17 protein-coding genes, 1 tRNA gene and 2 pseudogenes are annotated in these 23682 nt (G+C 75.5%); 14 read left to right on the plus strand and 6 right to left on the minus strand.

The genetic code is table 11. The features are described 5' to 3' along the window. Window positions 1-37 precede the first annotated feature (37 nt). The 3 genes from ACIQWA_RS24485 (at window position 38) to ACIQWA_RS24495 (ending at window position 4695) form a co-directional block, all read left to right on the plus strand. Window positions 38-2317, plus strand: coding sequence for a biotin carboxylase N-terminal domain-containing protein (locus ACIQWA_RS24485; RefSeq protein ID WP_402485746.1), 2280 nt, complete (start codon window positions 38-40; stop codon window positions 2315-2317). Beyond that, window positions 2314-3339 (plus strand): hydroxymethylglutaryl-CoA lyase, encoded by a 1026-nt coding sequence (locus tag ACIQWA_RS24490; RefSeq protein ID WP_402485749.1) that lies wholly within the window; start codon window positions 2314-2316, stop codon window positions 3337-3339. The genes ACIQWA_RS24485 and ACIQWA_RS24490 overlap by 4 nt, the downstream gene beginning before the upstream one ends. 165 nt (window positions 3340-3504) lie before the next feature. After that, entirely contained in the window at window positions 3505-4695 is a 1191-nt protein-coding gene (locus ACIQWA_RS24495) for an acyl-CoA dehydrogenase family protein (RefSeq protein ID WP_360244983.1), read from the plus strand. Between the two features lie 159 nt (window positions 4696-4854). Here ACIQWA_RS24495 and ACIQWA_RS24500 read toward each other — a convergent pair. Further along, window positions 4855-5289: pseudogene (locus ACIQWA_RS24500) on the minus strand (universal stress protein); the annotation flags it as partial. A gap of 120 nt (window positions 5290-5409) precedes the next feature. On the opposite strand from ACIQWA_RS24500, the gene ACIQWA_RS24505 reads away from it, so the two are divergent. Beyond that, the gene (locus ACIQWA_RS24505) at window positions 5410-6039 is read left to right on the plus strand and encodes a hypothetical protein (RefSeq protein WP_402485753.1); all 630 of its coding nucleotides are present in this window, start codon (window positions 5410-5412) and stop codon (window positions 6037-6039) included. A gap of 434 nt (window positions 6040-6473) precedes the next feature. Continuing rightward, window positions 6474-7814 (plus strand): HAD family hydrolase, encoded by a 1341-nt coding sequence (locus ACIQWA_RS24510; RefSeq protein WP_402485756.1) that lies wholly within the window; start codon window positions 6474-6476, stop codon window positions 7812-7814. Window positions 7815-7828: 14 nt separating this feature from the next. Here ACIQWA_RS24510 and ACIQWA_RS24515 read toward each other — a convergent pair whose 3' ends face one another. Next, window positions 7829-8734, minus strand: coding sequence for a GNAT family N-acetyltransferase (locus tag ACIQWA_RS24515; RefSeq protein WP_402485758.1), 906 nt, complete (start codon window positions 8732-8734; stop codon window positions 7829-7831). Window positions 8735-9816: 1082 nt separating this feature from the next. Between ACIQWA_RS24515 and ACIQWA_RS24520 the strand changes: the two are divergent. The 5 genes and pseudogenes from ACIQWA_RS24520 to ACIQWA_RS24540 form a co-directional block, all read left to right on the plus strand. After that, window positions 9817-10909 (plus strand): annotated as a pseudogene (locus ACIQWA_RS24520) (helix-turn-helix domain-containing protein); the annotation flags it as partial. Between the two features lie 766 nt (window positions 10910-11675). Next, window positions 11676-12278 (plus strand): oligoribonuclease, encoded by a 603-nt coding sequence (orn, locus tag ACIQWA_RS24525; RefSeq protein WP_375883407.1) that lies wholly within the window; start codon window positions 11676-11678, stop codon window positions 12276-12278. 133 nt (window positions 12279-12411) lie between these two features. Continuing rightward, window positions 12412-12487, plus strand: a tRNA-His gene (locus tag ACIQWA_RS24530). A 235-nt stretch (window positions 12488-12722) separates the two neighbouring features. Beyond that, on the plus strand, window positions 12723-13169 hold the full coding sequence (locus ACIQWA_RS24535) for a DUF4442 domain-containing protein (protein WP_350504886.1): 447 nt from the start codon (window positions 12723-12725) through the stop codon (window positions 13167-13169). A 109-nt stretch (window positions 13170-13278) separates the two neighbouring features. Beyond that, window positions 13279-14223, plus strand: a complete 945-nt coding sequence (locus tag ACIQWA_RS24540) for a hypothetical protein (protein WP_402485762.1) — start codon at window positions 13279-13281, stop codon at window positions 14221-14223. A 79-nt stretch (window positions 14224-14302) separates the two neighbouring features. On the opposite strand, the gene ACIQWA_RS24545 is transcribed toward ACIQWA_RS24540, so the two are convergent. From ACIQWA_RS24545 to ACIQWA_RS24555, 3 genes are all read right to left on the minus strand, one after another. Beyond that, a complete protein-coding gene (locus ACIQWA_RS24545; protein WP_402485765.1) occupies window positions 14303-14758 on the minus strand; it encodes a GNAT family N-acetyltransferase in 456 nt (151 codons plus the stop codon). A gap of 182 nt (window positions 14759-14940) precedes the next feature. Then, entirely contained in the window at window positions 14941-15846 is a 906-nt protein-coding gene (locus tag ACIQWA_RS24550; RefSeq protein WP_402485768.1) for a spermidine synthase, read from the minus strand. 139 nt (window positions 15847-15985) lie between these two features. Then, window positions 15986-16501: a hypothetical protein gene (locus tag ACIQWA_RS24555; protein ID WP_360244920.1), complete on the minus strand. Its 516-nt coding sequence runs from the start codon at window positions 16499-16501 to the stop codon at window positions 15986-15988. 262 nt (window positions 16502-16763) lie between these two features. Between ACIQWA_RS24555 and ACIQWA_RS24560 the strand changes: the two genes are divergently transcribed. Further along, window positions 16764-18407, plus strand: a complete 1644-nt coding sequence (locus tag ACIQWA_RS24560) for a tetratricopeptide repeat protein (RefSeq protein ID WP_402485771.1) — start codon at window positions 16764-16766, stop codon at window positions 18405-18407. A 51-nt stretch (window positions 18408-18458) separates the two neighbouring features. Here the strand turns inward: ACIQWA_RS24560 and ACIQWA_RS24565 are convergent, their stop codons facing one another. Next, window positions 18459-19115 carry a histidine phosphatase family protein gene (locus tag ACIQWA_RS24565; RefSeq protein WP_402485774.1) on the minus strand — a complete coding sequence of 219 codons (657 nt, stop codon included), beginning with the start codon at window positions 19113-19115 and terminating at the stop codon, window positions 18459-18461. Between the two features lie 281 nt (window positions 19116-19396). Between ACIQWA_RS24565 and ACIQWA_RS24570 the strand changes: the two genes are divergently transcribed. Genes ACIQWA_RS24570 through ACIQWA_RS24580 form a run of 3 tightly spaced genes read left to right on the plus strand, consistent with a single transcriptional unit; the run spans window position 19397 to window position 23669 of the window. After that, a complete protein-coding gene (locus ACIQWA_RS24570; protein WP_402485777.1) occupies window positions 19397-20671 on the plus strand; it encodes a hypothetical protein in 1275 nt (424 codons plus the stop codon). Then, the gene (locus ACIQWA_RS24575; protein WP_402485779.1) at window positions 20668-22308 is read left to right on the plus strand and encodes a hypothetical protein; all 1641 of its coding nucleotides are present in this window, start codon (window positions 20668-20670) and stop codon (window positions 22306-22308) included. The genes ACIQWA_RS24570 and ACIQWA_RS24575 overlap by 4 nt, the downstream gene beginning before the upstream one ends. After that, window positions 22308-23669, plus strand: a complete 1362-nt coding sequence (locus ACIQWA_RS24580) for an AAA family ATPase (RefSeq protein WP_402485782.1) — start codon at window positions 22308-22310, stop codon at window positions 23667-23669. The genes ACIQWA_RS24575 and ACIQWA_RS24580 overlap by 1 nt, the downstream gene beginning before the upstream one ends. The last annotated feature ends 13 nt before the right edge of the window (window positions 23670-23682 follow it).

Consider the following 23682-nt stretch of genomic DNA (forward strand, 5'->3'; position numbering starts at 1 on the left):
CTCTTACGGCTCCCCTCGACCCGGAGGAACGCCTCCCATGTTCGACACAGTTCTGGTCGCCAACCGCGGTGAGATCGCCCTGCGGGTGATCCGCACCCTGCGGCGGCTCGGTGTCCGCTCGGTCGCCGTGTTCAGCGACGCGGACGCCGACGCACCGCACGTCCGCGAGGCCGACGTCGCCGTCCGGCTCGGCCCGGCCGACCGCAGCGACAGCTCGGCCGCCGAGACGTACCTGCGCACCGATCAGATCCTCGCCGCCGCCCACCGCACCGGTACCCAGGCCGTCCACCCCGGCTACGGCTTCCTCGCCGAGAACCCCGGCTTCGCCCGCGCCTGCGCCGACGCGGGCCTCGTCTTCATCGGACCACCTCCCGGTGCGGTCGAGCTGATGGGTGACAAGATCAACGCCAAGGAGGCCGTCCGGACCGCCGGCGTCCCGGTGGTCCCCGGCAGCCAGGCCACCGCGCCCACCGACGAGGACCTCGTCGCCGCCGCCGACGAGATCGGCTACCCCGTCCTGCTCAAGCCCTCCGCCGGTGGTGGCGGAAAGGGCATGCGCCTGGTGCGGGATCCGGCCGAGCTGCCCACCGAGATCGCCGCCGCCCGTCGGGTCGCCCGGACCGCCTTCGGCGACGACACCCTGCTGCTGGAGCGGTGGATCGACCGGCCGCGCCACATCGAGGTGCAGGTGCTCGCCGACGCCCACGGCACCACCGTCCACCTCGGCGAGCGCGAGTGCAGCCTCCAGCGCCGCCATCAGAAACTGATCGAAGAGGCTCCCTCCGTCCTGCTCAATGCCGAGACCCGCGCCGCGATGGGCGCTGCGGCCGTCCGCGCCGCCGAGTCCTGCGGCTACACCGGGGCCGGCACCGTGGAGTTCATCGTCCCCGGCATCGACCCGGACGCCCCCGCCTCCGCCGCCGAGGGGGTGCGGGACTTCTTCTTCATGGAGATGAACACCCGCCTCCAGGTCGAGCACCCCGTCACCGAACTCGCCGTCGCCGTCGGTCCGGAATCGGCCCGACTGGACCTGGTCGAGTGGCAACTGCGCGTCGCCGCGGGCGAGCCGCTCTCCTTCGGCCAGTCCGACGTCTCCTTCCTGGGCCACGCCATCGAGGCCCGTATCTGCGCCGAGGACCCGGAACGGGACTTCCTGCCCACCGGCGGTCGCATCCTCACCCTGGACGAGCCCCGGGGCGAGGGCATCCGCGTCGACTCCGGAGTCGCCCCCGGAACCGTCGTCACCAGCGCCTACGACCCCATGCTCGCCAAGGTCATCGCGTACGGGCCCGACCGCCCGACCGCGCTGCGCCGGCTCCGCGCCGCGCTGGCCGACACCCGCATCCTGGGCGTCACCACCAACACCGGCTTCCTGCGCCGACTGCTCGCCCACCCCGAGGTCGTCGCCGGCCGACTGGACACCGGCCTGGTGGAACAGACGGCCCAGCAGCAGCCGGGCCTGCTCGTCGCACCGCACTCCCCGTCGAACGCGGCAACCTCGCACGCGGCAGCCCCGCACGCGGCGGCCCCGAGCGCGACGGCCGCGAGCGCGACCGATCCCGCCGACGCCCCGGCATCCGAACCGCCGTCACCTGCCCACCTCCTCTACTACGCGGCCGCGCTGGCACGGCACCTGGACCTCACCCCGGCCGCCGACCCCGGCGGCTGGACCGACCCGTTCTCCCTTCCCTCCGGCTGGCGCCTCGGTGGCACCCCCGCCTGGACCACCCACCGACTCCGGACCCCCGGCCAGGACCCGGTGTCGGTGCGCATCCGTTCGATCACTGCGGGCAACGTAACCGACGCCACTGACAATTCGCCCGGGACCGCCCGCGAGGTCGAGCTCCAGCTGGACGCCGGGCCCGTCCACCGCGCCCGCGCGACCCTGGCGGCCGACCGGCTGCACCTGACCGTCGACGGCCTGCAGACCGCCTTCGCGCTGGCCACCGACGCCACCCCCGGCCTCCCGGCCGGCCCGGTGACCTGGCTCGGCGTCGAGGGCGACGCCTGGCCGATGCACGCCTACGACCCGGTCGGCGAGAGCGTCGGCGGTGCCTCGGCGCACCACGGCGCGCTGACCGCCCCGATGCCCGGCACCGTCACGGTCGTCAAGACCACGGCGGGCGAGACGGTCCGCAAGGGCCAACCCCTGCTCGTGCTGGAGGCCATGAAGATGGAACACGTGATCGCCGCGCCGCACGACGGTGTGGTGGCCGAGCTGCGCGCCACCGCCGGCGCCACCGTCGCGATGGAGGACCTGCTGGTCGTGGTCACCCCGGCCGAGGCGGCCGCCGAGCCCGCGGAGGTACGGTCATGACGTCCCCGAAGACCCCCGCCCCGACGCCCCCCGCCCCGGGTGGTGCCGCCCGCGAGCCCGACGCGCTCGACCTGGGCCTGCCCGACCCGGTCCGCGCCCCCGGCCTGCCCGAGGAGGTTCGGATCCACGAGGTCGGGCCGCGCGACGGGCTGCAGAACGAGAGCTCCCTGGTGCCCGTCGAGGTCAAGGCCGAGTTCATCGGCCGGCTCGCCGCCGCCGGGCTGCGGACCGTCGAGGCGACCAGCTTCGTTCACCCGAAATGGGTACCCCAGCTCGCCGATGCCGAGGAGCTGGTCCCCCGGCTCGCCGGCCTGCCCGAGCGCCACCCCGGTCTGCGGCTGCCGGTGCTGGTCCCCAACGAGCGCGGCCTCGACCGCGCGCTCGCCCACCACGCCACCGACATCGCGGTCTTCGCCAGCGCCACCGAGACCTTCGCCCGGCGCAACCTCAACCGTTCGGCGGACGAGGCCATGGCGATGTTCCGCCCGGTCGTGACCCGGGCCACCGAGGCCGGGGTCACCGTCCGCGGCTACCTCTCGATGTGCTTCGGCGACCCCTGGGAGGGGCCCGTCCCGGTCGACCAGGTGGTCCGGTACGGCGTCCAGCTGCTGGAGATGGGCTGCGCCGAGCTGAGCCTCGGCGACACCATCGGCGTGGCCACCCCCGGCCAGGTCGGTGCACTGCTGGCCGGGTTCGCGAAGGCCGGCGTGCCCGTCGGCCGGATCGCCGTGCACTTCCACGACACCTACGGCCAGGCGCTCAGCAACACCCTGGCGGCGCTGCGCGAGGGCGTCACCACGGTGGACGCCTCGGCGGGCGGACTGGGCGGCTGCCCGTACGCGAAGAGCGCCACCGGGAACCTGGCCACCGAGGACCTGGTGTGGATGCTGCACGGGCTCGGCGTCCGGACCGGCGTCGACCTGCGCGCGCTGGTCGCGACCAGCGGCTGGATGGCCGGGCAGCTCGGCCGCCCGAGCCCCTCCCGCACCGTCCAGGCGCTGCTCGGCGCCGCCCGGGGCTGACCGGCCCCGCCCGACTTCCCGGCGCCGGCCGCCCGAACGGTCCGGCCGGCGCCACCGCACCCCGTTCATCCGTCAACCACACCGTGCGACCGTCACACCGTCAGACGGACGCCGGTCGTCCCGCTCTTGCCCGCGGCCACCCCGGCCGGGCACCAGGAGGATCAGATGCTCGACCACCGGCTCAGCAGCGAGTACGAGGAACTGCGGCGCACCGTCGCGGAGTTCGCCCAGGACGTGGTGGCGCCGAAGATCGGCGAGTTCTACGAGCGGGAGGAGTTCCCCTACGAGATCGTCCGCGAGATGGGGCGGATGGGCCTGTTCGGCCTGCCCTTCCCGGAGGAGTACGGCGGCATGGGCGGCGACTACTTCGCCCTCGGCCTCGCCCTGGAGGAACTCGCCCGCGTGGACTCCTCGGTGGCGATCACCCTGGAGGCCGCCGTCTCGCTGGGCGCGATGCCGATCTACCGCTTCGGCACCGAGGAGCAGAAGCGCGAGTGGCTGCCCCGGCTGACTTCCGGCGAACTCCTCGGCGCCTTCGGCCTCACCGAGCCGGAGGGTGGCTCGGACGCCGGGGCGACCCGCACCACCGCCCGCTACGACGAGGCCACCGACGAGTGGGTCATCAACGGGACCAAGTGCTTCATCACCAACTCCGGCACCGACATCACCGGTCTGGTCACCGTCACCGCGCTCACTGAACCGATCGCTCGTTCGAGTGAAGAAGGCGAATTCCGCTCGCCTGTGCGGGAGATCTCGTCCATCATCGTGCCCACCGGGACCCCCGGCTTCCAGGTCTCGAAGAAGTACTCGAAGGTCGGGTGGAACGCATCCGACACCCGCGAACTGTCCTTCACCGACTGCCGCGTCCCCGCGGCCAACCTGCTGGGCGAGCGTGGCCGAGGCTACGCCCAGTTCCTGCGGATCCTCGACGAGGGCCGCATCGCGATCGCGGCCCTGGCCACCGGCCTGGCCCAGGGCTGCGTCGACGAGTCCGTCAAGTACGCCGGCACCCGCCGGGCCTTCGGCCGCCCGATCGGTGCCAACCAGGCCATCCAGTTCAAGCTCGCCGACATGGAGCTGCGCGCCCACACCTCCCGCCTGGCCTGGCGGGACGCCGCTTCCCGGCTGCTGCACGGCGAACCGTTCAAGAAGGAGGCCGCGATCGCGAAGCTGTACTCGTCCGAGGCCGCCGTCGACAACGCCCGCGAGGCGACCCAGATCCACGGCGGGTACGGCTTCATGAACGAATTCCCGGTCGCCCGCTTCTGGCGCGACTGCAAGATTCTCGAGATCGGGGAGGGCACGTCCGAAGTCCAGCGCATGCTCATCGCCCGGCAGCTCGGCGTCACCTCGTGACGATCGGCGCCTGACCGTCGACTCCTGACGGCCGGCTTCCGGTGGTCACCCCGGAAGCCGGGCCCACCGGGCCAACCCACCGCTCCACAAGGGCTGTTGAGTTGCACACCGCGGCGGCGGGAACCGCTGCCGCGGAGGCTCCGCGGCAGCCGGAAGTCCTCAAGGGATCACGATCACCGGGCGGTTGGCCCGCCGCGCCAGCCGCCCGGAGACCGAGCCGAAGATCTTGCCGAGCAGGCCGTGCGTCGTGCCGACGACGATCGCGTCGGCGGCGTACTCGCGGCCGACCTCCTCGATCTCGTGGCAGATGTCGCCGCCCCGCTCGATCAGGACCCACGGCACCCCCGCGAGGAAGTCCGCGCAGGCGAGTTCCAGGCCGAGGACCTCCGTGCGGTGGTCCGGGAGATCGACGAAGACGGGAGGTTCACAGCCCGCCCAGACCGTGGCGGGCAGGCGGTTGGCGACGTGCACGATCACCAGGCCGCACTGCGACCGGCGGGCCATGCCGACGGCGTAGGCGAGGGCGCGCTCGCTCGACAACGAGCCGTCGAAGCCCACCACGACACCGTGCTGGAACACCGGGTCGAGGGAGCGCCCGGGCGCGTCCGACGCCGACGGCTCGGTGTGGCCACCGAGCGGACCGGAGGCGGTGTCCGGACGTTCGGCACCGGGGCCGGGTCGGCCCGTCACCGAGGGCTCCGCAGGCCCGGCCGGATGCCCATCACGGCGCTGGCGCGGTCCGGGGCGGTCACGCCGGGCGCGGCTGCCGCGCCGAAGGCTGCGCAGGGCGCGCACCAGGGCGTGGGGTTCGTCCCGCCCAGGGCTCGCGGCTGCGGGCTGCGTCGTCCCGACGGCGGCTGCCCGCCCGCCGTCCGGCCTGCTGTCGGGGTGGGCCGAACCGTCGGCTCGGCCACCGTCGTCGGCGTCGGGGCCGGCCTCGGGGCCAGCACCGGGGCCGGGGCCGGGGCCGGGGCTGCTGCCGTCCGCATGCTCTTCGGGCTGCCCGCCCGGCAGTTCGCCCAACCGCTCGCCGCGCTGTATGCCGATGCGTCGGTCATCGGGCTCGGCGACACCTGGCTCGATGCGCTCGTCACGGTCGTCGTCACCCTCGTCCTGGCGCTCGTCAGCGCGGTCGTCCGGGCGCTCGTCGAGCTGCCCGTCGGACGGGTCGAGGTGGGTGCGGGCGCCGTCCCCCCGGGGCCCTGCGCCCGCACTGCGGGGCGCGTCCGGTTCGACCGGTCGGGAAGGCTCAAAACCAGCCATGGCTCACGGCTCTTCAAGGGAGAGGGGCCGACAGGAGAGGAGGACAACGCTGCCCGGGCAGCAGGCCCGCCCACGGGGTGACGTCGGTCGGCGACGCGCAGCACCGTATGTGACCTGTTCCTTTCAGAGTACGACGGGCATGGGGCCCAGCCCAGCGGCGAAGCCCCCGGAGCGACGTTGTTCCCGCGAAAGAGGGATGCGCCCGCCGTGGCGGTGCGCCCTGCCCGCAGGCGATCGCGCCCCCTCCAGAACGGAGGTTCTAAGGAGCTTGACTGAGCGGACCCAGAGGCGCAACAGGCCCGCCGGACACCGTGACCGGACTGTCATGGATTGGCGACGATCCGTTGCGGAATGTCGCCAACCGTTACGTCCCACGGATCCCGGCCTGCTCACCGGCCCGCCCGGGCCTGCCCCGTCCATCCGGCGTCGGGTCCTTTCAGCCACTGCGTACGGCTTCGCGACGTGCTCTGGCATTTGCCAGGTGCATGGGCCGGGCCGCTGGCACCATGCTCGGCATGCCCCTGCTCCTGTTCGACCTCGACAACACGCTGCTCCCCCGGGACGCCGCCTTCCGGGCCTGGGCGCAGGACTTCCTGTCCGAACACCACCTGCCGCCCGGGGACCTCGACTGGTTCGTCACCCTCGACGGGAGCGGCTACGTGCCGCGCAGCACCGTACTGTCGGCGGTACGGCGCCGCTACGGCCTGGACGCCTCGGCCGAGTTCCTGCTCGCGCACTTCCGACGCGGCATCAACTCGCACATTCATTGCCCGCCCCGGACGGTGGAAGCGCTGCGGACCGCACGGGCGGCCGGCTGGACCCTCGGCATCGTCTCCAACGGCGGCACCCGGCCGCAGTTGGAGAAGATCCGGCGGACCGGGCTGGGGGCACTGGTCGACGGCTGGGTGATCTCGGAAGAGGCCGACTGCGTCAAACCGGATCCGCTGATCTTCGAGATAGCCGCCCGGCGGTGCGGCATCCGGCCGACCGGGGACTGGACGGCGCACACCTGGATGGTCGGGGACCACGCGCCCGCCGACATCGCCGGCGCCGAACTGGCCGGGCTGCGCAGCGTCTGGCTGCACCACGGCCGGCCGTGGGCGGAGAGCGGCTACCGGCCGACGCTGAAGGCGGCCGGGATCCCGGAGGCCGTGGGCCTGGTGCTGTCCGCGCGCAATGCACCTTCCGCGCACGCAGGCGCCCGGCCGGGGGGGCGCGCGGGCGGGCCCGGGCAACAGCAGGCGGCCACCCTGCCCGCCCGTGCGACGGCGCAACTCGGCGTACGGACCGGCGCACGTGTGGCGGTGACCGCTCTGGAGGGTCCGAGTGCGCCCGTTCCCGTGAGCGCCGGGACGGCCGTCGCCCCGGCTTCCGGAGCCGGGTCCGGTGTCCGAAACCGATCAGGCGGGTTTGCCGCGATCGCCGACGGCCTCCATCGCCCGGGAACACGCCAGGGGGCGGACGCCGGGGCGGCCGGCGACCTGCGGACGGGTGGTGGGGCGGAGCCGGGCGCGAACAGCGACCGGCCGTTCGCGCCGGGGCGGCCAACCCCCCTCCGCACCGCGGCCGGTGGGGCAGGTGGAGCCGAAGGTGCTGGTGGGACGGGTGGTACGGGTAGTACCGGTGGGGCGAGGGCCGCCCGTACGGTGTTCGCCGCGGTGCCCGGCGCCGCGAGGACCTCTCCGGCCGTACCGGGCATCCCGACCGTCCCCGCCGCGGTCGCCGCCGTGCTGACCGGGCCCGCGCTCGACCCCGCGCCCGCCACCGCCGCCGACACCGCACCCGCACCCGCACCCGCCGTCGCACCCGCCGTCGCAGCGGTCGTTGCAGCAGTCGTTGCGGCGGTCGCCGGGTAGCGCGGGCCCGCAGGTCAGCCTCTCGGCGAGGTCCTGGTCCACCAGCTGGTCCGGCCCTGTTCGGCGAACCCGAGCTTGCGGTACAGCGGTTCGCCGACCGAGGTGGCGACCAGGGTGGCCGGGCGGTCCGGGTGGGCGCGGGTCAGCGCGGCCTCCAGCACAGCTCGTGCCACGCCCCTTCCGCGCTGGTCGGGCAGGGTGGCGACCCAGTACACCCCGGTGGAGGTGCCGTCGTCGTAGGTGAGGCAGGCACCGGCCGGTGCGCCGTCGACGCGGCCGAGCCAGGCCCGGCAACCGGGTTCGGCGAGCAGCCGCTCCGGGAGGGCTTCACCGCGGGTCCAGGGCTGTCGGGCGGGCAGCGGGAAGCCGTCCACGACGGTGCGCTCCACCAGGGCGAGGGCCTCACCGCTCAATGCCTCATCGACCGTCAGGACGGCGCCGTCGTGCGCCCTCGAGACGACGGGCAGCCCGGCGTCCCGGCCGTCGGCCACCCAGCCATCAGCCACCCAGCCGCCAACCGCCGAGCCGCCGACCACCGAGCCGCCGACCACCGAGCTGCCGGCCACCGAGCCGTCGACGGTCGCACCGTCGACCGGTCCGGGCTCCCGGACCATCACCGGCATGAGCGGCATCCGGACGGCTCCGAGACGGGTCAGGTCGAGCCTGCCGTAAGGGTCCTCCAGAGTGAAGCGAATGGTGCCCCACTCGGCCTGGAGCTCGGTCAACTCCTGTTCCACGTCGGCCGGTTCCGTGTAGGGGCGGGTGACCACGAAGCGCTGGGAGTCGCCCGGGGTGCGGGCGCAGCGGACGGCCGTGAGGCCCGGTCGGACGCGGGATTGCCAGCCGTGTGCGCGGGCTTGGGCGAGCCAGAAGGCGGCGGAGTTGTCGTTGGCCTGTTCGAGCCGGCGGTTGGTGTTCACGGCAGGAACGTAGCCGCGCCGCAGGGGTAACGGTCCGCCCGTCCTGGCGCTGGCCGGATGAAGCCTGGGAGGCGCACAGCCGGTGCCTGTGCGCCCTCCTGTGCGCCGCCGATTTTCGGTCAATTTCGCGCCGCGTGCTCCCCCTTGGGCAAATCCGCAGCCCAGACCCGCCGGCCGGGTGCCCGGAAGCCGGACACCCCAGGAACCGTCCTGCGACAACCAGCCACCGTTGCACCGGCCCTCTTCCCAGAAGGGTCGACGGGTGCCACGCTTCGTGATCGAATGCATCACGCCAAATTGCCATGTCGACATAGCGTCGGATGGTGAACTTGTCACAACGGCAACGGTCCACCCGATAGATTTCGATCTTGGCCAGCAGTGCCGCACCACCCACACCACACCACCGAGGGGGCTTGAGCGCCTTGAGCAGGGTGAGCAGGAGCGACGCGGGTCCTGACAGCGGCCAGGCACCGGCCGGCACCGCGAGTCGGCCCGTGAGAAGCACCGGCACCTCCGCGATCGCCGCCACCACCCGCGCCTCCGGCATCCCGAGCCCCTCGGGCCCCGCCTCGCACTCCCCCTATCCCCCCGCGCCGTCCGCCACCCCCGGCCACTCCCCGGCCGAGCACGGCGGCCCCACGCACGGCGGCCCGGCCCCGTACGGCGCGCAACCAGTACAGGGCGGACACCCGGGTGGACACCAGAGCGGGCACCAGAGCGGGCACCAGAGCGGGCACCAGGGCGGACACCAGAGCGGGCACCCGGGCGGACACCAGGGCGGCCACCCGTCCCCCGCCGGACAGCCCGTCAGCCGAGGCCCCGTCAACCCCGGCCACGGCGCGGCGCACGGCCCCGGCCACGCCACGGCACACGGCGCGGGCCAGCCCCACGGCGGCCCGGCGCAGCCCTACGGCGAGTACCCGGGCTACCCCGGCCACCCGGCCTACCCCGCCACCGGCTCGGCCCCGGGGCTGAACGGTTCCGGTGCCGGCCCGCTCGGCGGCGGCCTGGCCCTGGGCACCGCCCCCGGCCACGGCCCGCTGGGCCACGGCTCCCCGGGCGGCAACGGCTCCGCGAACGCGCTGGCGACCATCGGCTCCCCGCGCAAGCTGTCCGGCCGGCGCCGCCGGGAGACCGTCGCGGTGCTGATCTTCGGCGGCGCACCGATCTTCGAGAGCTCGATCCCGCTCTCCGTCTTCGGCGTGGACCGCCAGGACGCCGGAGTGCCCCGCTACCGACTGCTGGTCTGTGCCGGCGAGGAGGGACCGCTGGCCACCACGGGCGGCCTGACCCTCTCCGCGCCGTACGGCCTGGAGGCCCTCGCCCGGGCCGGCACGATCGTCGTACCGGCCTGGCGCTCGATCTCCCAGCCGCCCCCGGTCGAGGCGATCACCGCCCTGCGCAAGGCCCACCACGAGGGCGCGCGGATCATCGGGCTCTGCACCGGTGCGTTCGTGCTCGCCGCAGCCGGTCTGCTGGACGGCCGCCCGGCGACCACCCACTGGATGTACGCGCCGACCCTGGCCAAGCGGTACCCGCGGGTGCACGTGGACCCGCGCGAGCTGTTCGTGGACGACGGCGACGTGCTGACCTCGGCCGGCACCGCCGCCGGCATCGACCTGTGCCTGCACGTGGTGCGCAGCGACCACGGCGCCGAGGCCGCCAACGCGCTGGCCCGCCGCCTGGTGGTGCCCAGTCGCCGCAGCGGCGGCGGACAGGCCCAGTACATCGATCAGTCTTTACCGGAGGAGATCGGCAACGACCCGCTGGCCGAGGTGGTCACCTGGGCGCTGGAGAACCTCAACCAGCAGTTCGACGTCGAGGTGCTGGCGGCCCGTGCCTACATGAGCCGGCGCACCTTCGACCGCCGCTTCCGCACGCTCACCGGCAGTGCGCCGCTGCAGTGGCTGATCACCCAGCGGGTGCTCCAGGCGCAGCGGCTGCTGGAGACGTCGGAGCTGTCGGTGGACGACGTGGCGCGCCGGTGCGGGTTCCGGTCGCCGGTCGCGCTGCGCGGGCACTTCCGCCGTCAGCTCGGGGTCTCCCCGGCCGCGTACCGGACCAGCTACCGGGCGCGCCGCCCCGGGCAGCAGACGCCGACCCCGGCGGCCGACATCCGGCTGCCCGGCGCCCTGTCGCACGCGGCGGCCGCGGCGGGCGGCGGACCGTTCGGCGGTGGCGGGCACGGCGGTCCGCAGGGCCACCCGTACCCGGCCGGTCCGGGCGGCCAGGGCCAGGCCGGCCAGCCGGGCCAGCACGGGCAGCCGGTCGGGCACGGACAGCCGGTGCCGCACGGACAGGCCGGTCCGTACGGTCCGGGGCAGGCCGGGACGCCGGCCGCCCAGGGCTTCCACGGCCGCGCGGGCCAGCCGTACCCGCACCAGCAGGCCGCGCAGCAACCGCACCCCGGGCAGCAGGGTGCGGCGCGCGGTCCGGTGCGGTCGCCGCTGGTGCCGCCGCAGGCCGGTCCGGGTGCGGGGCGTCCGCCGCGCACCGCCGAGCACGCGGCGGCCGAGGACGGCCACCCCCAGCCGGGGGCGCGCGGTCAGGGCCAGGGGCACCGCAGCGCGGACGGGCGGCCCGGTGACGAGCCGGGCGCGGCCGGACGGGCGCACAGTGCGCCGGGCGGCCGGGTTCCGACGGGTGCCGCCGGTCAGCCGGCGGCCGGGGCGGGTGAGCTCCGGGGCCGGCAGGCGCGGGCTCCGCAGGTCCGCGCACCGGGCGCCGCCCGGGCGACCGCGGCGGACGGGGCGCGGGCGCCGCGCGAGGCGCGCCCCGGACGGGACGGCCACGCGGTCCGTACGGGCCGGGAGGGTGAGCGTCCGGACGGCCCCGGCACCCACGACGGGGCGGAGGAGCACCAGGCCGACGGCTGCGCTCCGGCACCCCGGTCGGCTCCTCCGGTCCCCGCGGCGCGTGATCGCGCCGTAGGGTGAGTTGCGTGAATGACCGTTTGGTATGGATCGACTGTGAAATGACCGGCCTCGACCTCGACCGGGACGCCCTGGTCGAGGTCGCGGTGCTGGTGACGGACTCCGAGCTGAACATCCTCGGCGAGGGCGTGGACGTCATCATCCGCCCGCCGGCGGAGGCCCTCGCGAACATGCCGGAGGTGGTGCGCGCGATGCACACCTCCTCCGGCCTGCTGGAGGAGCTGGAGCAGGGCGTGACCCTCGCCGAGGCCGAGGAGCGGGTCCTGGCGTACGTGCGCGAGCACGTGCCGGAGGCCGGGAAGACGCCGCTGTGCGGCAACTCGGTGGCCACCGACCGCGGCTTCCTGGCCCGGGACATGCCGGCCCTGGAGAAGCACCTGCACTACCGGATCGTGGACGTCTCCTCGATCAAGGAGCTGGCCCGGCGCTGGTACCCGAAGGCGTACTACAACAGCCCGCCGAAGGGCGGGAACCACCGGGCGCTCGCGGACATCCGCGAGAGCATCGACGAACTGCGCTACTACCGCGAGGCGGTGTTCGTGCCGCAGCCCGGCCCGGACGCCGAGACGGCGCGCGGGATCGCGGAGAAGTACCGGGCCGCGACCGACTGACCGGGGCGTCGCGGGGTCGGAGGGGGTGCCTTCGTTCGCCGGAACGAAACCCTGGCGCGAGCACCCTCTCGGATCCTGTAGAGTTCTTCCTGTCGGAACGGGAACGCGGAAGCGGGAACGGACCGGACAGATGGTGGGTGTAGCTCAGTTGGTAGAGCACCTGGTTGTGGTCCAGGTGGCCGCGGGTTCGAGTCCCGTCACTCACCCCAGAGCCTGAGGGGCCGATCTCTTCAAGAGATCGGCCCCTCAGGCGTTTTCGCGTTCCGACGTGCTTCCGACGTGCTTCCGGCGCACTCCCGACGCGTTCCCCACGCATTCCCCACGTGCCCCCGACGCGCTTCCCGACGCGTTCTCCGATCGGGCACGGGCTCAGTTGTGCCCGGCGGCCCGGGTTTTCCGGTCGGCCTCTGCCGCAACAAGCTACCGGCTAGTAACATCGTCGCCATGACCACTCCTTCGATCGGCCAGATGCTCGACGCCACCGTGCCGATGGCGCACACCCTCAAGCTCGAGTACCTGGAGACCACCCCGGACCGCGCCGTGCTCCGGCTGCCCGACCAGCCCGCGTACCACAACCACGTCGGCGGCCCGCACGCCGGCGCGATGTTCACCCTCGCCGAGTCCGCCAGCGGCTGCATCGTGCTGGCCGCCTTCGGGGACCAGCTGTCCCGGGCCGTGCCGCTCGCCGTGAACGCCGAGATCGCCTACAAGAAGCTGGCGATGGGCGAGGTCACCGCCACCGCCGTGCTCGGCCGCCCGGCCGCCGAGGTGGTCGCCGAGCTGGACGCCGGCGGCCGCCCCGAGTTCCCGGTCACCGTCGAGATCACCCGCGCCGACGGCGCCGTCACCGGTGTGATGACGGTCACCTGGACCCTGCGTCCCAACTCCTGACCGCCGCGCGGTCGGTGGCCCCGGGAGCAGCGCCCCGGGGCCGCCTGCGCGATGACTGTCCGTGACGGCGGCCGTGACCTCACCGCCCGCCCGCTCGTTCTCAACTCACGTGCGAGCCAATCACGCGACCGAGCCCCAGGAACCCGCCGCCCGTGGCTTCGCCGGAGCGCGGCGAGCGGCCGCCCGGTGGCTGCCCCGCCCGCGCGCCGTCGCCGTCGGCGGGGCCCTGCTCGCCCAGCTCTGGGGCGTCGGCGCCTCCAGCGCGTACGCGGCCACTGCCGAACCCCCCTCCGGGCAGCCCCGACCGGCCGTCCGCCGGGCCGTACACGGCGGGACCGCCCTCGACGGGCCGTCAGCCCTCCGCCCGGGCAGCCCGGGGCAACACGGCACCGCGGACGCCGGCCGCTCCCCCGGGTCGGCCGGTGCACCGACTGGCGGTGAACCGGCCGGTGGTGAACCGACCAACGGCGCACGGACCGGTGGCGACCCGGCGGGCAGCCCGACCGACGGGGCCACGGGGGTGGTCGGCGGCGTCCTCCAGGAGCGCATCCGGGCCGGCGGGCTCCCGCTGCCCGGCCAGGGCGCCGCCGTCCCCGACGCCTTCGCCCTCGCCTCCGGTCTGCTCGGTACTGTCCCCGCCCAGGGCCGCCCCGCCGGAGCCCGCGCCTCCCGCGAGGGCGAACCGGCCGCACTGCCGGTCGCCCCCCGCCCCCGGCCCGGCTCCACCACCGGCCCCGACGACCCGAACGGCCCGGCCCGGCCCGGCCCGGTCGGGGCAGCCGGGACGCCCCTGGTCCGGGAAGCCGCGACGCACGAGGGACCGGACTCGGCGGAACCCGCCGGAACGGCCGGTACGGCGACCCCCGCCGCGACCCCGACCACCCCCGCGGGCGCCGGGACGCCCGAGGCCCTCGCCCTCGCCGACACGGCGACCGTGACCGCCGCGGAGGACGGCACCGCCACCGCCACCGCCGTACTGGCCCCGATCGCCGCCGGACTGCTGCTCACCGGCGCGGCGATGTTCAAGCACCGCGGACTGCCGCGCGGGCACTGAGCCGCCCCCGGCGGCACGGCAGCACGGCGGCGGGAGCCGGGCCCAAGGCTCAGGGGCTCAGGGGCTCAGGGCTCAGGGCTCAGGACGCCAGCTCCACCGCCAGCAGCGGGAGTTCACGCCCGGGTATCGAACCGGACGGCGTGCTGCCGATCCGGACGGCGCCCATAGCCAGGTAGAAGGGCTCGGCGTTCGGGTCGGCGTCGATGGTGAAGCGGTGCAGGCCGACGGCCCGGGCCTGGTCGCGGACCCGCTCGAACAGGGCCCGGCCGATGCCGTGGCCGATCCGGTCCGGCTCCACGAAGAGCATGTCCAGCTCGCCGGACGGCGGTGCGCCGGTCAGGGCGGCGAACCCCACCACCCGGGCGCCCTCCTCGGCCACCAGCGCCGACGCCCGTTCGACGGCGGCCGCGTCCAGGGTCAACTCCTCCCGGCAGGCGGCCATGAAGGCCTCGTCGTACCCCCAGTACGCCTTGGCCCGCAGGGCGATGGCAGTGAGCAGCTCCGCCTCGTCCGGGCGGGCGGATCGGATGCGCATGCGGCCTCCTCACGTCGACAGCCGTCGGCTGCGGCCAGTGTGCGCCGCAACCGGACCGCACACCAACGGATTTACCACGCGGCGGACACCTGGCCCGCCGGCACAGCTGACACTGCGGACTCAGCGGGCACCGCCGGCACAGCGGGCACCGCCGGCACAGCGGGGCGCAGCGGGCAGCACCGTCAGCGGAAGACGCCCGGCGGCGGCGCCGGGGAGGGCGCCGCGGTGGCGTCCGTGGCGGGGGTGGCCCCGGCCGTGAAGTCGGCCAGCGCGCGGCCGTGTTCGACCCGGCCGAGGGAGGAGTCGGAGGCGACCCGGCGGGTCAGGTCGGTGATCGGGAGCGGGGTGTGGGCGGCGGCCAGGATGAGGTTCCCGAAGCGCTTGCCGCGCAGCACGGCCGGGTCGGCGGTCAGGGCCAGCTCGGGGAAGACCGCGCCGAGGGTGGCGACCTGGGAGCGGGCGAAGGGCAGCGCGCCGCCGTCGGCGATGTTGGCGGCGTACCAGCCGCCGGGGGCGAGGGCGCGGGCCGCGAGGGTGGTGAACTCGACGGTGGTGCAGTGGGCCGGGGTGCGGGCGCCGGAGAAGACGTCGGTGATGACCAGGTCGACGCTGCCCTCGGGGGTGCGTTCCAGCACGCCGCGGGCGTCCCCGCCGCGCACCTTGATCTGCCAGCCGCGCTCCAGGGGGAGTTCGGCGCGGACGAGTTCGGTGAGCGCGGTGTCGATTTCGGCGACCTGCTGGCGCGAGCGCGGCCGGGTGGCGGCCACGTAGCGGGCCAGGGTGAGCGCGCCACCGCCCAGGTGCAGGACGGTCAGCGGGCGGCCGGGCGGCGCGACCAGGTCGATCAGGTGGCCGAGCCGGCGCTGGTACTCGAAGCCCAGGTGGGTGGGGTCGGCGAGGTCGACCAGGGACTGCGGGGCACCGTCGACCAGCAGCGTCCAGGCCTGCGGACGGTCACGGTCGGGGCGCAGTTCGGCCAGGCCGGAGCCGACCTGGCGGGTCAGCGGGCCCTGGGCGTGGGTGCGGCCGTCCGCCCCGGTGGCGAGCGCCGGTTCGGGGCTGCGCGCGGCCCTGTTGCTTCGTCCCATGGTCGCCATTATCGCCGGAGGGCGACCTGGGCCGGTGCCGCGGGCAGGTCACCGCCGAGCGGGCACGCCCCGGTCAGGGGCGTGCCGCGGGGATCCGGTCGGAGGCGTACGGGCCCGGCCGGATCCGCGCGGCACGCCCCTAGAACGGGCCGAGGCCGCCGGCGGTGAGCGTGCAGGCGGCCTCGCAGAGGGCGGAGCGGAGTACCCAGGCGTCGGTGGGGCGGGTGGTGCGGCCGGTTCCGGCGGGCGGGATCACCCAGCGCGGGTCGGTGGCGCCGGGCACCAGGGCGCCGGCCGTACAGGAGCTGCCGGGCAGGTGCCAGGTCTCCCAGGTGCCGGCCGGGACGAGGAAGGAGACGGTGCTGCCGTTGCGGCTCTGCAGGACGGCCCCGCAGGCGCGGCGCAGCCTGAGGATGTCGACGGCCTCCAGGCCGTGCCGCAGGGCGACCGTCACCGTGTCGCAGCCGGTGAGGAGGGTGTCCTCGGCCGGGACGACGGCGTCCCGGCGCAGTCCGCCGCAGGAGCCCCGGCCGCCCTCGACCGGGCCCCGGCCGGGGAACCGGTCGTCGGCGGGGGCGGGGAGCAGGGCGGGGGCGGCGGCGGCGAGCACGCCCCCGGCGACGGGTCGGTGCTGCGGCAGTCCGGTGGCCATCATGGGACCTCCTGTACCTCGTCGGTTCGGAAGCACTGCCGCCGGGTGTGGGGCCGCGGGGGCGGGGACGGGCCGGGGGGACGGCCTGGGCTTCCACGTATCAGGACAACGCCGCGGAACCGCCGGAGGCCACGGGGCGCATTACAGCAAGGCATGGCATTTCATGGCGGATATCCCGCAACAATGCCCGCTTTGAACCGAATTGACGGCAGATGTCGCACGAACCGAATGTGTCCGGCCGGTGACTCCGAGTACTCTCGGCGCCATGGCAGCCACCCCACCGGCCGAGCCGAACCGACCGACCCCCAACACCGTGATGCGCGCACTGCGCGGCGACCGCTCACCGGGCGAGTTCGCCATGGCCGTCCGCCGCGCCGCCCGCGAGATCGGCGAGCACGTGTCCTGCGACGCCCGCTACGTCGGACGGGTCGAGTCCGGTGAGATCCGCTGCCCCAACTACGCCTACGAGCGGGTGTTCCGGCACATGTGGCCGGGGCGCACGCTCACCGACCTCGGCTTCGCCCCCCGCACCGCCGTCCGCCGCCGCTCGGCGGACGGCGGCGGGGCGGCCGCCGAGGCGGCCGCGCTCCACCTCCCGATCCATCCGCCGTTCCCGTCCCCGCCCGCCCCGCGCTCACCGCTCTCCACTCAACTCCCGTACGCTGCCTCGCCGTACGCGGATCCAGCCGCTCCGGACGGGCCCCCGTGGCCGATGGCCGGCGCGGTGCCCAGGGGGCCCGATGGATCGCCCTATCCCGACGAGGAGAACGACGACGTGCGTCGCCGTACGTTCCTGGCCGGCGGCACGACCGCGCTGGCCACCGTGATCGGCATCGACCGGCCGGCCGCCGCCGGTTCGGCAGCCCCTGCCGTCACCGCCACCCGCCCGGGCTTCGGCCCGGCACCCGGCCGATCCGCCTTCCCCGGTGCGGAGTTCACCGCGCCCGCACTGCACGGCGCCGATCCGGTGGTGCCCGGGCGCCCCGGGCCGGTGCCGCCGCTGCGCAAGGTCGGCGCCGCCGAGGTGTTCGGCGTCGAACAGGCCGTCCGGGACATCAGACTGGCCGACGACGCCCACGGCGCGGACGCCCTGTACGAACTCGCCGGGCAGTCCCTGCGCACCGCCTACGTCCTGCTCAACGAGGGCGAGTACAGCGCCGAGACCGAGCGCCGGCTCCAGGCCGGAGCCGGTGAACTGGCCATCTCGGTGGGCTGGTTGGCACACGACTCGAACCGGCTGGCGGACGCCCGCTCGTTCTACGCCGAGGCGCTCGCCACCGCCCGGATGGCCGGGGACTCCGCCCTGGAGGCGCACGTCTTCTGCAACAGCGCCTTCCTCGCCCGGGACGCCGGACGCCCGCGCGAGGCGCTGCGCGCCGCGCAGGCCGGGCAGGCCGCCGCCCGGGAGCTGGACTCCGCCCGGCTGCTCGCCCTGCTCGCCATGCGCGAGGCCGGCGCCTGGGCCGTGCTGCGGGACCGCGCCAGCTGCGAACGCGCGATCGGCCGGGCCTACGCACTGTTCGACCGGGGGCCGTCGGAGACCGACCCGGAGTGGATGTCCTTCTTCGGCGAGGCGGAGATCGCCGGGCTGCAGTCACAGTGCTGGTCCGCCCTGGAGGACTGGGACCGGGCCAGCGAGCAGGCCGCGCTGGCCATAGCGCTGCAGGAGCCGCACTTCGTCCGCAACCGGGTGCTGTACACCGCCGAACTGGCCCACGACCGGCTCGGCCGGGGGGACTTGGCGGGGGCGGCGCACCACGGCTCGGCCGCCGTCGCGCTGTTCGGCGAGGTCCGCTCGGCCCGGATCCGCAGCATGCTGGCGGACACCGCGGGGCGGCTGCGGCAGCACGCCTCGGTCGCCGAGGTCCGCCGCTTCCTGATCGGCTACGACCGGGTCGCGGCGGCCTGAGCGGACCGACGACCGAACCGACGGGTCGTCACCCGGTCGTCACCGCAGGCCTCAGTGGCCGGCGTTCAGCCCCTCCAGGTGGGACAGGTCGTTCCAGACCTCCACCGCCGGGGCGCCGTACTCCCAGGACAGCACGCACAGCGCCGCCGTACCGAGCTTGAACCGCTGGGCGAACTCGGGCGGCAGGCCCAGCCAGCGGGCGGTCAGGATGCGCAGCAGGTGGCCGTGCGCGAACAGGACGACGTCCCGGTCGGCGCAGTGCATCTCGGTGGTGTCCGACTCGGGGACGCCGTGCTCCGCGTTGAGTCCGGCCAGGAAGGCGTCCACCCGGGCGGCGACCTCGGAGAGCTTCTCGCCGCCGGGCACGCCGTCGCGCCAGATCAGCCAGCCGGGGTGGTCGGTGGCCCGGATGTCGACGCCGGTGCGGCCCTCGTACTGGCCGTAGTCCCACTCCAGCAGTTCGGGGCGGTCGACCGCGCGGTCGCCGAAGCCGGCCAGCGCGCAGGTCTCCTTCGCGCGGCCGAGCGGGCTGGTGTAGACGAGCGCGTCCGGCAGGCCGTTCCAGGGGGCCTTGGCGAGCCGGGCGCCGAGCGCCCGGGCCATCGCCCGGCCCTCCTCGGTCAGCGGGATGTCGGTGCGGCCGGTGTGGCGGCCGGTGGCCGACCACTCGGTCTCACCGTGGCGGACCAGCACGATTCGGGCGGGCATGGCAGGCTCCTCGCAACGGGGCGGTCAACGGTCGGTCTCACCCTTGAGCACCGGGCTCCATGATCCCCCACCCGCTCGGCGGCCACGATCGCGGGCCCCGGCCGCCCCTGTCCCTGCCCCGCCCTGGCCCCGGCCCCTGCCCCGGCGCGGCTAGGTGCCCCGACCCCGGGCCGGGCCGGGCCGAGCCGACCCGGTGGTCGCGGCCGGAACGAACCGGAACGGGCCGGAACCGCCCGGTCCGCCCCGCGTTGTCGGACCCGGATGCGACACTGGGCCGCACCATGAACGTCTCGACGAACGTCCCGCTCGGCGGGCCCGCTGAGCCGCTCGCCCTGCGGCTCGCCGAGCTGCGCGGACCGGCCCCTCAGCGCAGTCTGAACGCCCGCTCCCTCGCCGCCCTGGCCGCCAACCCGGGCTGCCACCGCCGCGCCGTCCTGGACGCGGCCGGAGTGGACAAGTCGGCGCTGGCCGCCCGGCTCGGCCGCCCCGCCCCCTTCGGGCAGTCCCCGTTCGCGATCGCCCGCGGCCTGGTCTTCGAGTCCCGGTTGAAGGCGGACGACCACGCCGCCCTGCTGGAGCCGCTCCGCGCCCACCTCGGCGTCCCCGCGGACGACCGGACCCCGCTGCTGGTCCCGGACCTGCTGCACCGCTCCGGCCCGGCCGTCCGCGCCGACCGGACGGCCGAGGCACTGGCCCTGGCCGCCGCCGACCCGGACGCCTGGACGCTGCTGGACCACCCGATGCTCAGGCTCGCGGTGGCCGGCAGCACCGCCTACCTGGAACCGGACGCCCTGGTGGTGCACGGCGGTCGGTGCACGGTGGTCGAGATCAAGTCCTTCCCGGTGCTGGACGGCAGCGCGGACCCGGCCAAGGTCGGCGCCGCCGCCCGCCAGGCCGCCGTGTACGTGCTGGCGCTCCAGCACGCCGCCGCCGCGGCCGCCGGGCTGCCGCTCAGCGACGACCCGTACACCGAGCAGCGGCTGCCGGGCAGCCCCCGCACCACCGTGCTGCTGGTCTGCCCGAAGGACTTCGGCAACCGGCCGACCGCGGTCGCCGTCGACGTCCGCCGCGAGCTGGCCACCACCCGCCGCCAGTTGAGCCGGATGACCGGCATCGGCCGGCTGCTGGAGGCCCTGCCGCCCGGCACCGACTTCGACCTGGCCACCGACCAGGACGGCGCCCCGGCCCGCAGCACCGAACAGCTGACCGCCTCGGTCGAGGCGGTGCCCGCCGCCTACAGCCCGGACTGCCTCTCCACCTGCGAACTCGGCTTCCACTGCCGCGCCCGGGCCCGCTGCGACGACCGGGTCGAGCAGCTCGGCCGGGGCGTGCGCGGCGAGCTGGGCGCCCTCCGCACGGTCACCCAGGCCCTGGCCGCCGCGGCCGGCGCCGCGGGCGCGGACAACGGGGGCGGCGAGGACAGCGACGACAGCGACGGCGCGCACGAGGCGGCCCAACGCCTGGCCTACGCCGCCGCCCTGCGCGCGGAAGCGCTGGGCACGAGAGCCCTCGGTACGGAAGCCCTCGGCACGGAAGCCCTGGGCGGGACGGCATGAGCCTGCTGACCACCCTCGCCCGGCTGGAGGCCGTCCGCAGCGGGCGGGCCGAGCCGCTGGCCACCGTCCGGCACCGGCACCTGTCGGAGCGCCCGATGGTGGTCGTCCCGCTGACCGCCGCCGGTGAGGCCGGCGCCCCGCTGGCCGTCATGCTGGGCACCGACCGGGACGCACCCCGGCTGCACCTGGTGCCGCAGCCGCTCAACCGCACGCTCCGCTTCGACTACCTGGCCGCGCTGGCTGCCGACCTGCTGCCCTACCTGGAGTCCTTCGGCACGGACGTCGAACAGATCGAGGGCTCCGAGAAGGACCCCGAGACCGGCGAGAAGACCCAGGTGTTCCGCGAGCTGTGCACGGACGCGCCGCAGCTGATCGTGCCCAACGGCGCGGGCGTGCACCACCTCGCCCTGATCGGCCGCTCCACCCGCTTCCGCCGCACCGCCGAGGACGCCGACCCGGGCCCCCACCCGGCGCCGCTGCGGGTGCCCCTGCTCGGCCGCTGGCTGACCCACCTCACCGACCGCGCCCAGGTGCCCGGTTCCAGCCTGCTGCTGCCGATGACCGGCCTGCTCGCCCGGCACTGGGCCACCGGCCAGAGCCACCTGGAGGACCAGCACCTGGCCGCCCGGCTGGCCTGGCACGATCCGCCGCCGGGGCTGACCGGGGCCCGGGCGGCCGAACTGGCCGAGTCCGCCCGCGACGAACACGGCCAGCTGCTGCACCCGCCGGCCGGTCCGGCCACCGACCCGGCCTTCGACGAGGGGGTGCTGGCCCCGGCGATCGCCCGCTACGACGCGGCCGTCAACGCCCTGCAGCACAGCACCGAGCAGCGCGACGAGGCCGCCGCCGAGCGGGCCCGGGCGGCCGTCCGCGCGGCGGTCGAACAGCTGGAGCGGGCGCTGTCCGCCGTCCTGCTGCCGACCTGGCGGGACGTCTGGCGGGGCCTGGACCTGCTGCGCGCCCTGCCGCCGGCCGGCCACCTGGAGGAGCGCTGGACCGGCGACCGCTGGTCCTACACCGGCCACCGGGACCGCCTGGCGGCCGGCGAGCCCCCGCAGCCCCGGCAGGACGACGCCGTCACCGCGGCCCGCAAGCTCGCCCAGCGCGAGCGCGAGCAGGCCCGGCTGGACGTCCAGGAGGCCCTGGACGACCCGCTGGCGATGGCCGAACACCGGCTCTCCGGCGAGGCGTTCAGCGGGGTGGTGACCGAGGTCGTGCCCGACTACGACACCACCGGCCGCTCCCCCAAGCCGCGCCCGCTGGTCACCCTGCGCACCACCGACCGCCCGCACGCCGACCTCGGCCGGGAGGCGCACCGGGCGCACGGGCCGACGGCGCAGAAGGCGCGGATCGTGGCGGTCGATCCGGCCGAGGGCACCATCACGCTGCGGGTGCTGTCCGGCATGGGCCGCAAGAAGGAGCCGGAGCCGGGCAGCCTGCCCGAGCCCGGCGAACCGGTCACCTTCACCCTGTTCGAGCTGACGGTCCGCCAGTCCGCGCCGCTGCCCGAACCGGACGACACCCCGTGGACCCACGGCGGCCCGCCGGGCGCCGCCCCGGCCTCGCCGTCCGCCGCCCCGGGCGCCGCCACCACCGCGACCGCCACCGCCGCTGTCGCCGTCGAGGAGTGGGAGTGATGACCGAACCGATCGAGGCGCAGTCCCCGGGGGCGGCCGCCGACGCCGCCGTGGCCCGGATCCTGGCGGCCACCGTCCACCCCGCGATCGGCGCGCCGCGCGGCGTGGTGGTGGACTCCCCGCCCGGCGCCGGGAAGTCGACCCTGGTGGTGCGGGCGGCCCGGGAGCTGGTGGCGGCCGGCGAGCGGCTGATGATCGTCGCCCAGACGAACGGCCAGGTGGACGACCTGGTCGGCCGACTGGCCGAGAAGGCGCCGGAGTTGACGATCGGACGGCTGCACGCGGCGGACTCCCGGCCCGGCCCGGAGGTGCTCGGGCACGCCAATGTCACGCCCTCCGACAAGGTCGCCGACCTGGTCGAGCACGACGTGGTGATCTCCACCGCCGCGAAGTGGCAGTGGGTGCGGGCCGAGGCGCCGTGGCGGCACGCGATCGTCGACGAGGCCTACCAGATGCGCTCGGACGCCCTGTTGGCGGTGGCCCGGCTGTTCGAGCGGGCGCTGTTCGTCGGCGACCCGGGCCAGCTGGACCCGTTCACCGTGGTCGGCACCGAGCAGTGGGCGGGCCTGTCCTACGACCCCTCCAGCAGCGCGGTGGTGACGATGCTGGCGCACAACCCGCAGATCGAGCCGCACCGGCTGCCGGTCTCCTGGCGGCTGCCGGCCAGCGCGGCGCCGCTGATCTCCCGGGCGTTCTACCCGTACACGCCGTTCCGCTCCGGCACCGGCCCGGACGACCGCGGGCTGACCCCGGCCGTCCGCCCGGACGGCTCGGCGCTGGACGCGGTGATCGACCGGGCCGCCGAGCACGGCTGGGCGCTGCTGGAGCTGCCCGCCCGGCACACCGTGCGGACCGACCCGCAGGCGGTGGCGGCCGTCGCGGCGACCGTGCGGCGGCTGCTGGAGCGCGGGCTGACCGCCCGCTCCGAGAAGGGCGAGACGCCGCTCACCGCGGACCGGATCGCCGTCGGCACGGCGCACCGGGACCAGGCGGCGGCGGTGCGGGCGGCCCTGCTCAAGGTGGGTGTCCCGGTGGACGGCACGGCCGGGCCGGCCGTCACGGTGGACACCGCGAACCGGCTGCAGGGCCGGGAGTACGACGTCACCGTGGTGCTGCACCCGCTCTCCGGGCGCCCCGACGCGACCGCCTTCCACCTGGAGACCGGCCGGCTCTGCGTGCTCGCCTCCCGGCACCGGCACGCGTGCATCGTGGTCGCCCGGGCCGGGATCGCCGAACTGCTGGACGAACACCCGTCGACCGAGCCGGTCCAGCTCGGGGTCCCGGTTGCGTTCCCGGACGGCTGGGAGGCCAACCACCAGGTCCTCCAGCACCTCGGCGGCCACCGGGTCCACCTGAGGTAGCCGGTCGTGGACG

This window comes from Kitasatospora sp. NPDC098652 (assembly GCF_044760155.1).
Lineage (GTDB): Bacteria > Actinomycetota > Actinomycetes > Streptomycetales > Streptomycetaceae > Kitasatospora.

Excerpts from the sequence above, each read along its gene's own strand:
- ACIQWA_RS24490 (WP_402485749.1), top strand. The coding sequence starts at position 2,314 with ATGACGTCCCCGAAGACCCCCGCCCCGACGCCCCCCGCCCCGGGTGGT.
- ACIQWA_RS24485 (WP_402485746.1), top strand. The coding sequence starts at position 38 with ATGTTCGACACAGTTCTGGTCGCCAACCGCGGTGAGATCGCCCTGCGG.
- ACIQWA_RS24550 (WP_402485768.1), bottom strand. The coding sequence starts at position 15,846 with ATGGGACGAAGCAACAGGGCCGCGCGCAGCCCCGAACCGGCGCTCGCC.
- ACIQWA_RS24565 (WP_402485774.1), bottom strand. The coding sequence starts at position 19,115 with ATGCCCGCCCGAATCGTGCTGGTCCGCCACGGTGAGACCGAGTGGTCG.
- ACIQWA_RS24545 (WP_402485765.1), bottom strand. The coding sequence starts at position 14,758 with ATGCGCATCCGATCCGCCCGCCCGGACGAGGCGGAGCTGCTCACTGCC.
- ACIQWA_RS24505 (WP_402485753.1), top strand. The coding sequence starts at position 5,410 with ATGCCCATCACGGCGCTGGCGCGGTCCGGGGCGGTCACGCCGGGCGCG.
- ACIQWA_RS24535 (WP_350504886.1), top strand. The coding sequence starts at position 12,723 with ATGACCACTCCTTCGATCGGCCAGATGCTCGACGCCACCGTGCCGATG.
- ACIQWA_RS24555 (WP_360244920.1), bottom strand. The coding sequence starts at position 16,501 with ATGATGGCCACCGGACTGCCGCAGCACCGACCCGTCGCCGGGGGCGTG.
- ACIQWA_RS24580 (WP_402485782.1), top strand. The coding sequence starts at position 22,308 with ATGACCGAACCGATCGAGGCGCAGTCCCCGGGGGCGGCCGCCGACGCC.
- ACIQWA_RS24570 (WP_402485777.1), top strand. The coding sequence starts at position 19,397 with ATGAACGTCTCGACGAACGTCCCGCTCGGCGGGCCCGCTGAGCCGCTC.
- ACIQWA_RS24510 (WP_402485756.1), top strand. The coding sequence starts at position 6,474 with ATGCCCCTGCTCCTGTTCGACCTCGACAACACGCTGCTCCCCCGGGAC.
- ACIQWA_RS24575 (WP_402485779.1), top strand. The coding sequence starts at position 20,668 with ATGAGCCTGCTGACCACCCTCGCCCGGCTGGAGGCCGTCCGCAGCGGG.
- ACIQWA_RS24495 (WP_360244983.1), top strand. The coding sequence starts at position 3,505 with ATGCTCGACCACCGGCTCAGCAGCGAGTACGAGGAACTGCGGCGCACC.
- ACIQWA_RS24560 (WP_402485771.1), top strand. The coding sequence starts at position 16,764 with ATGGCAGCCACCCCACCGGCCGAGCCGAACCGACCGACCCCCAACACC.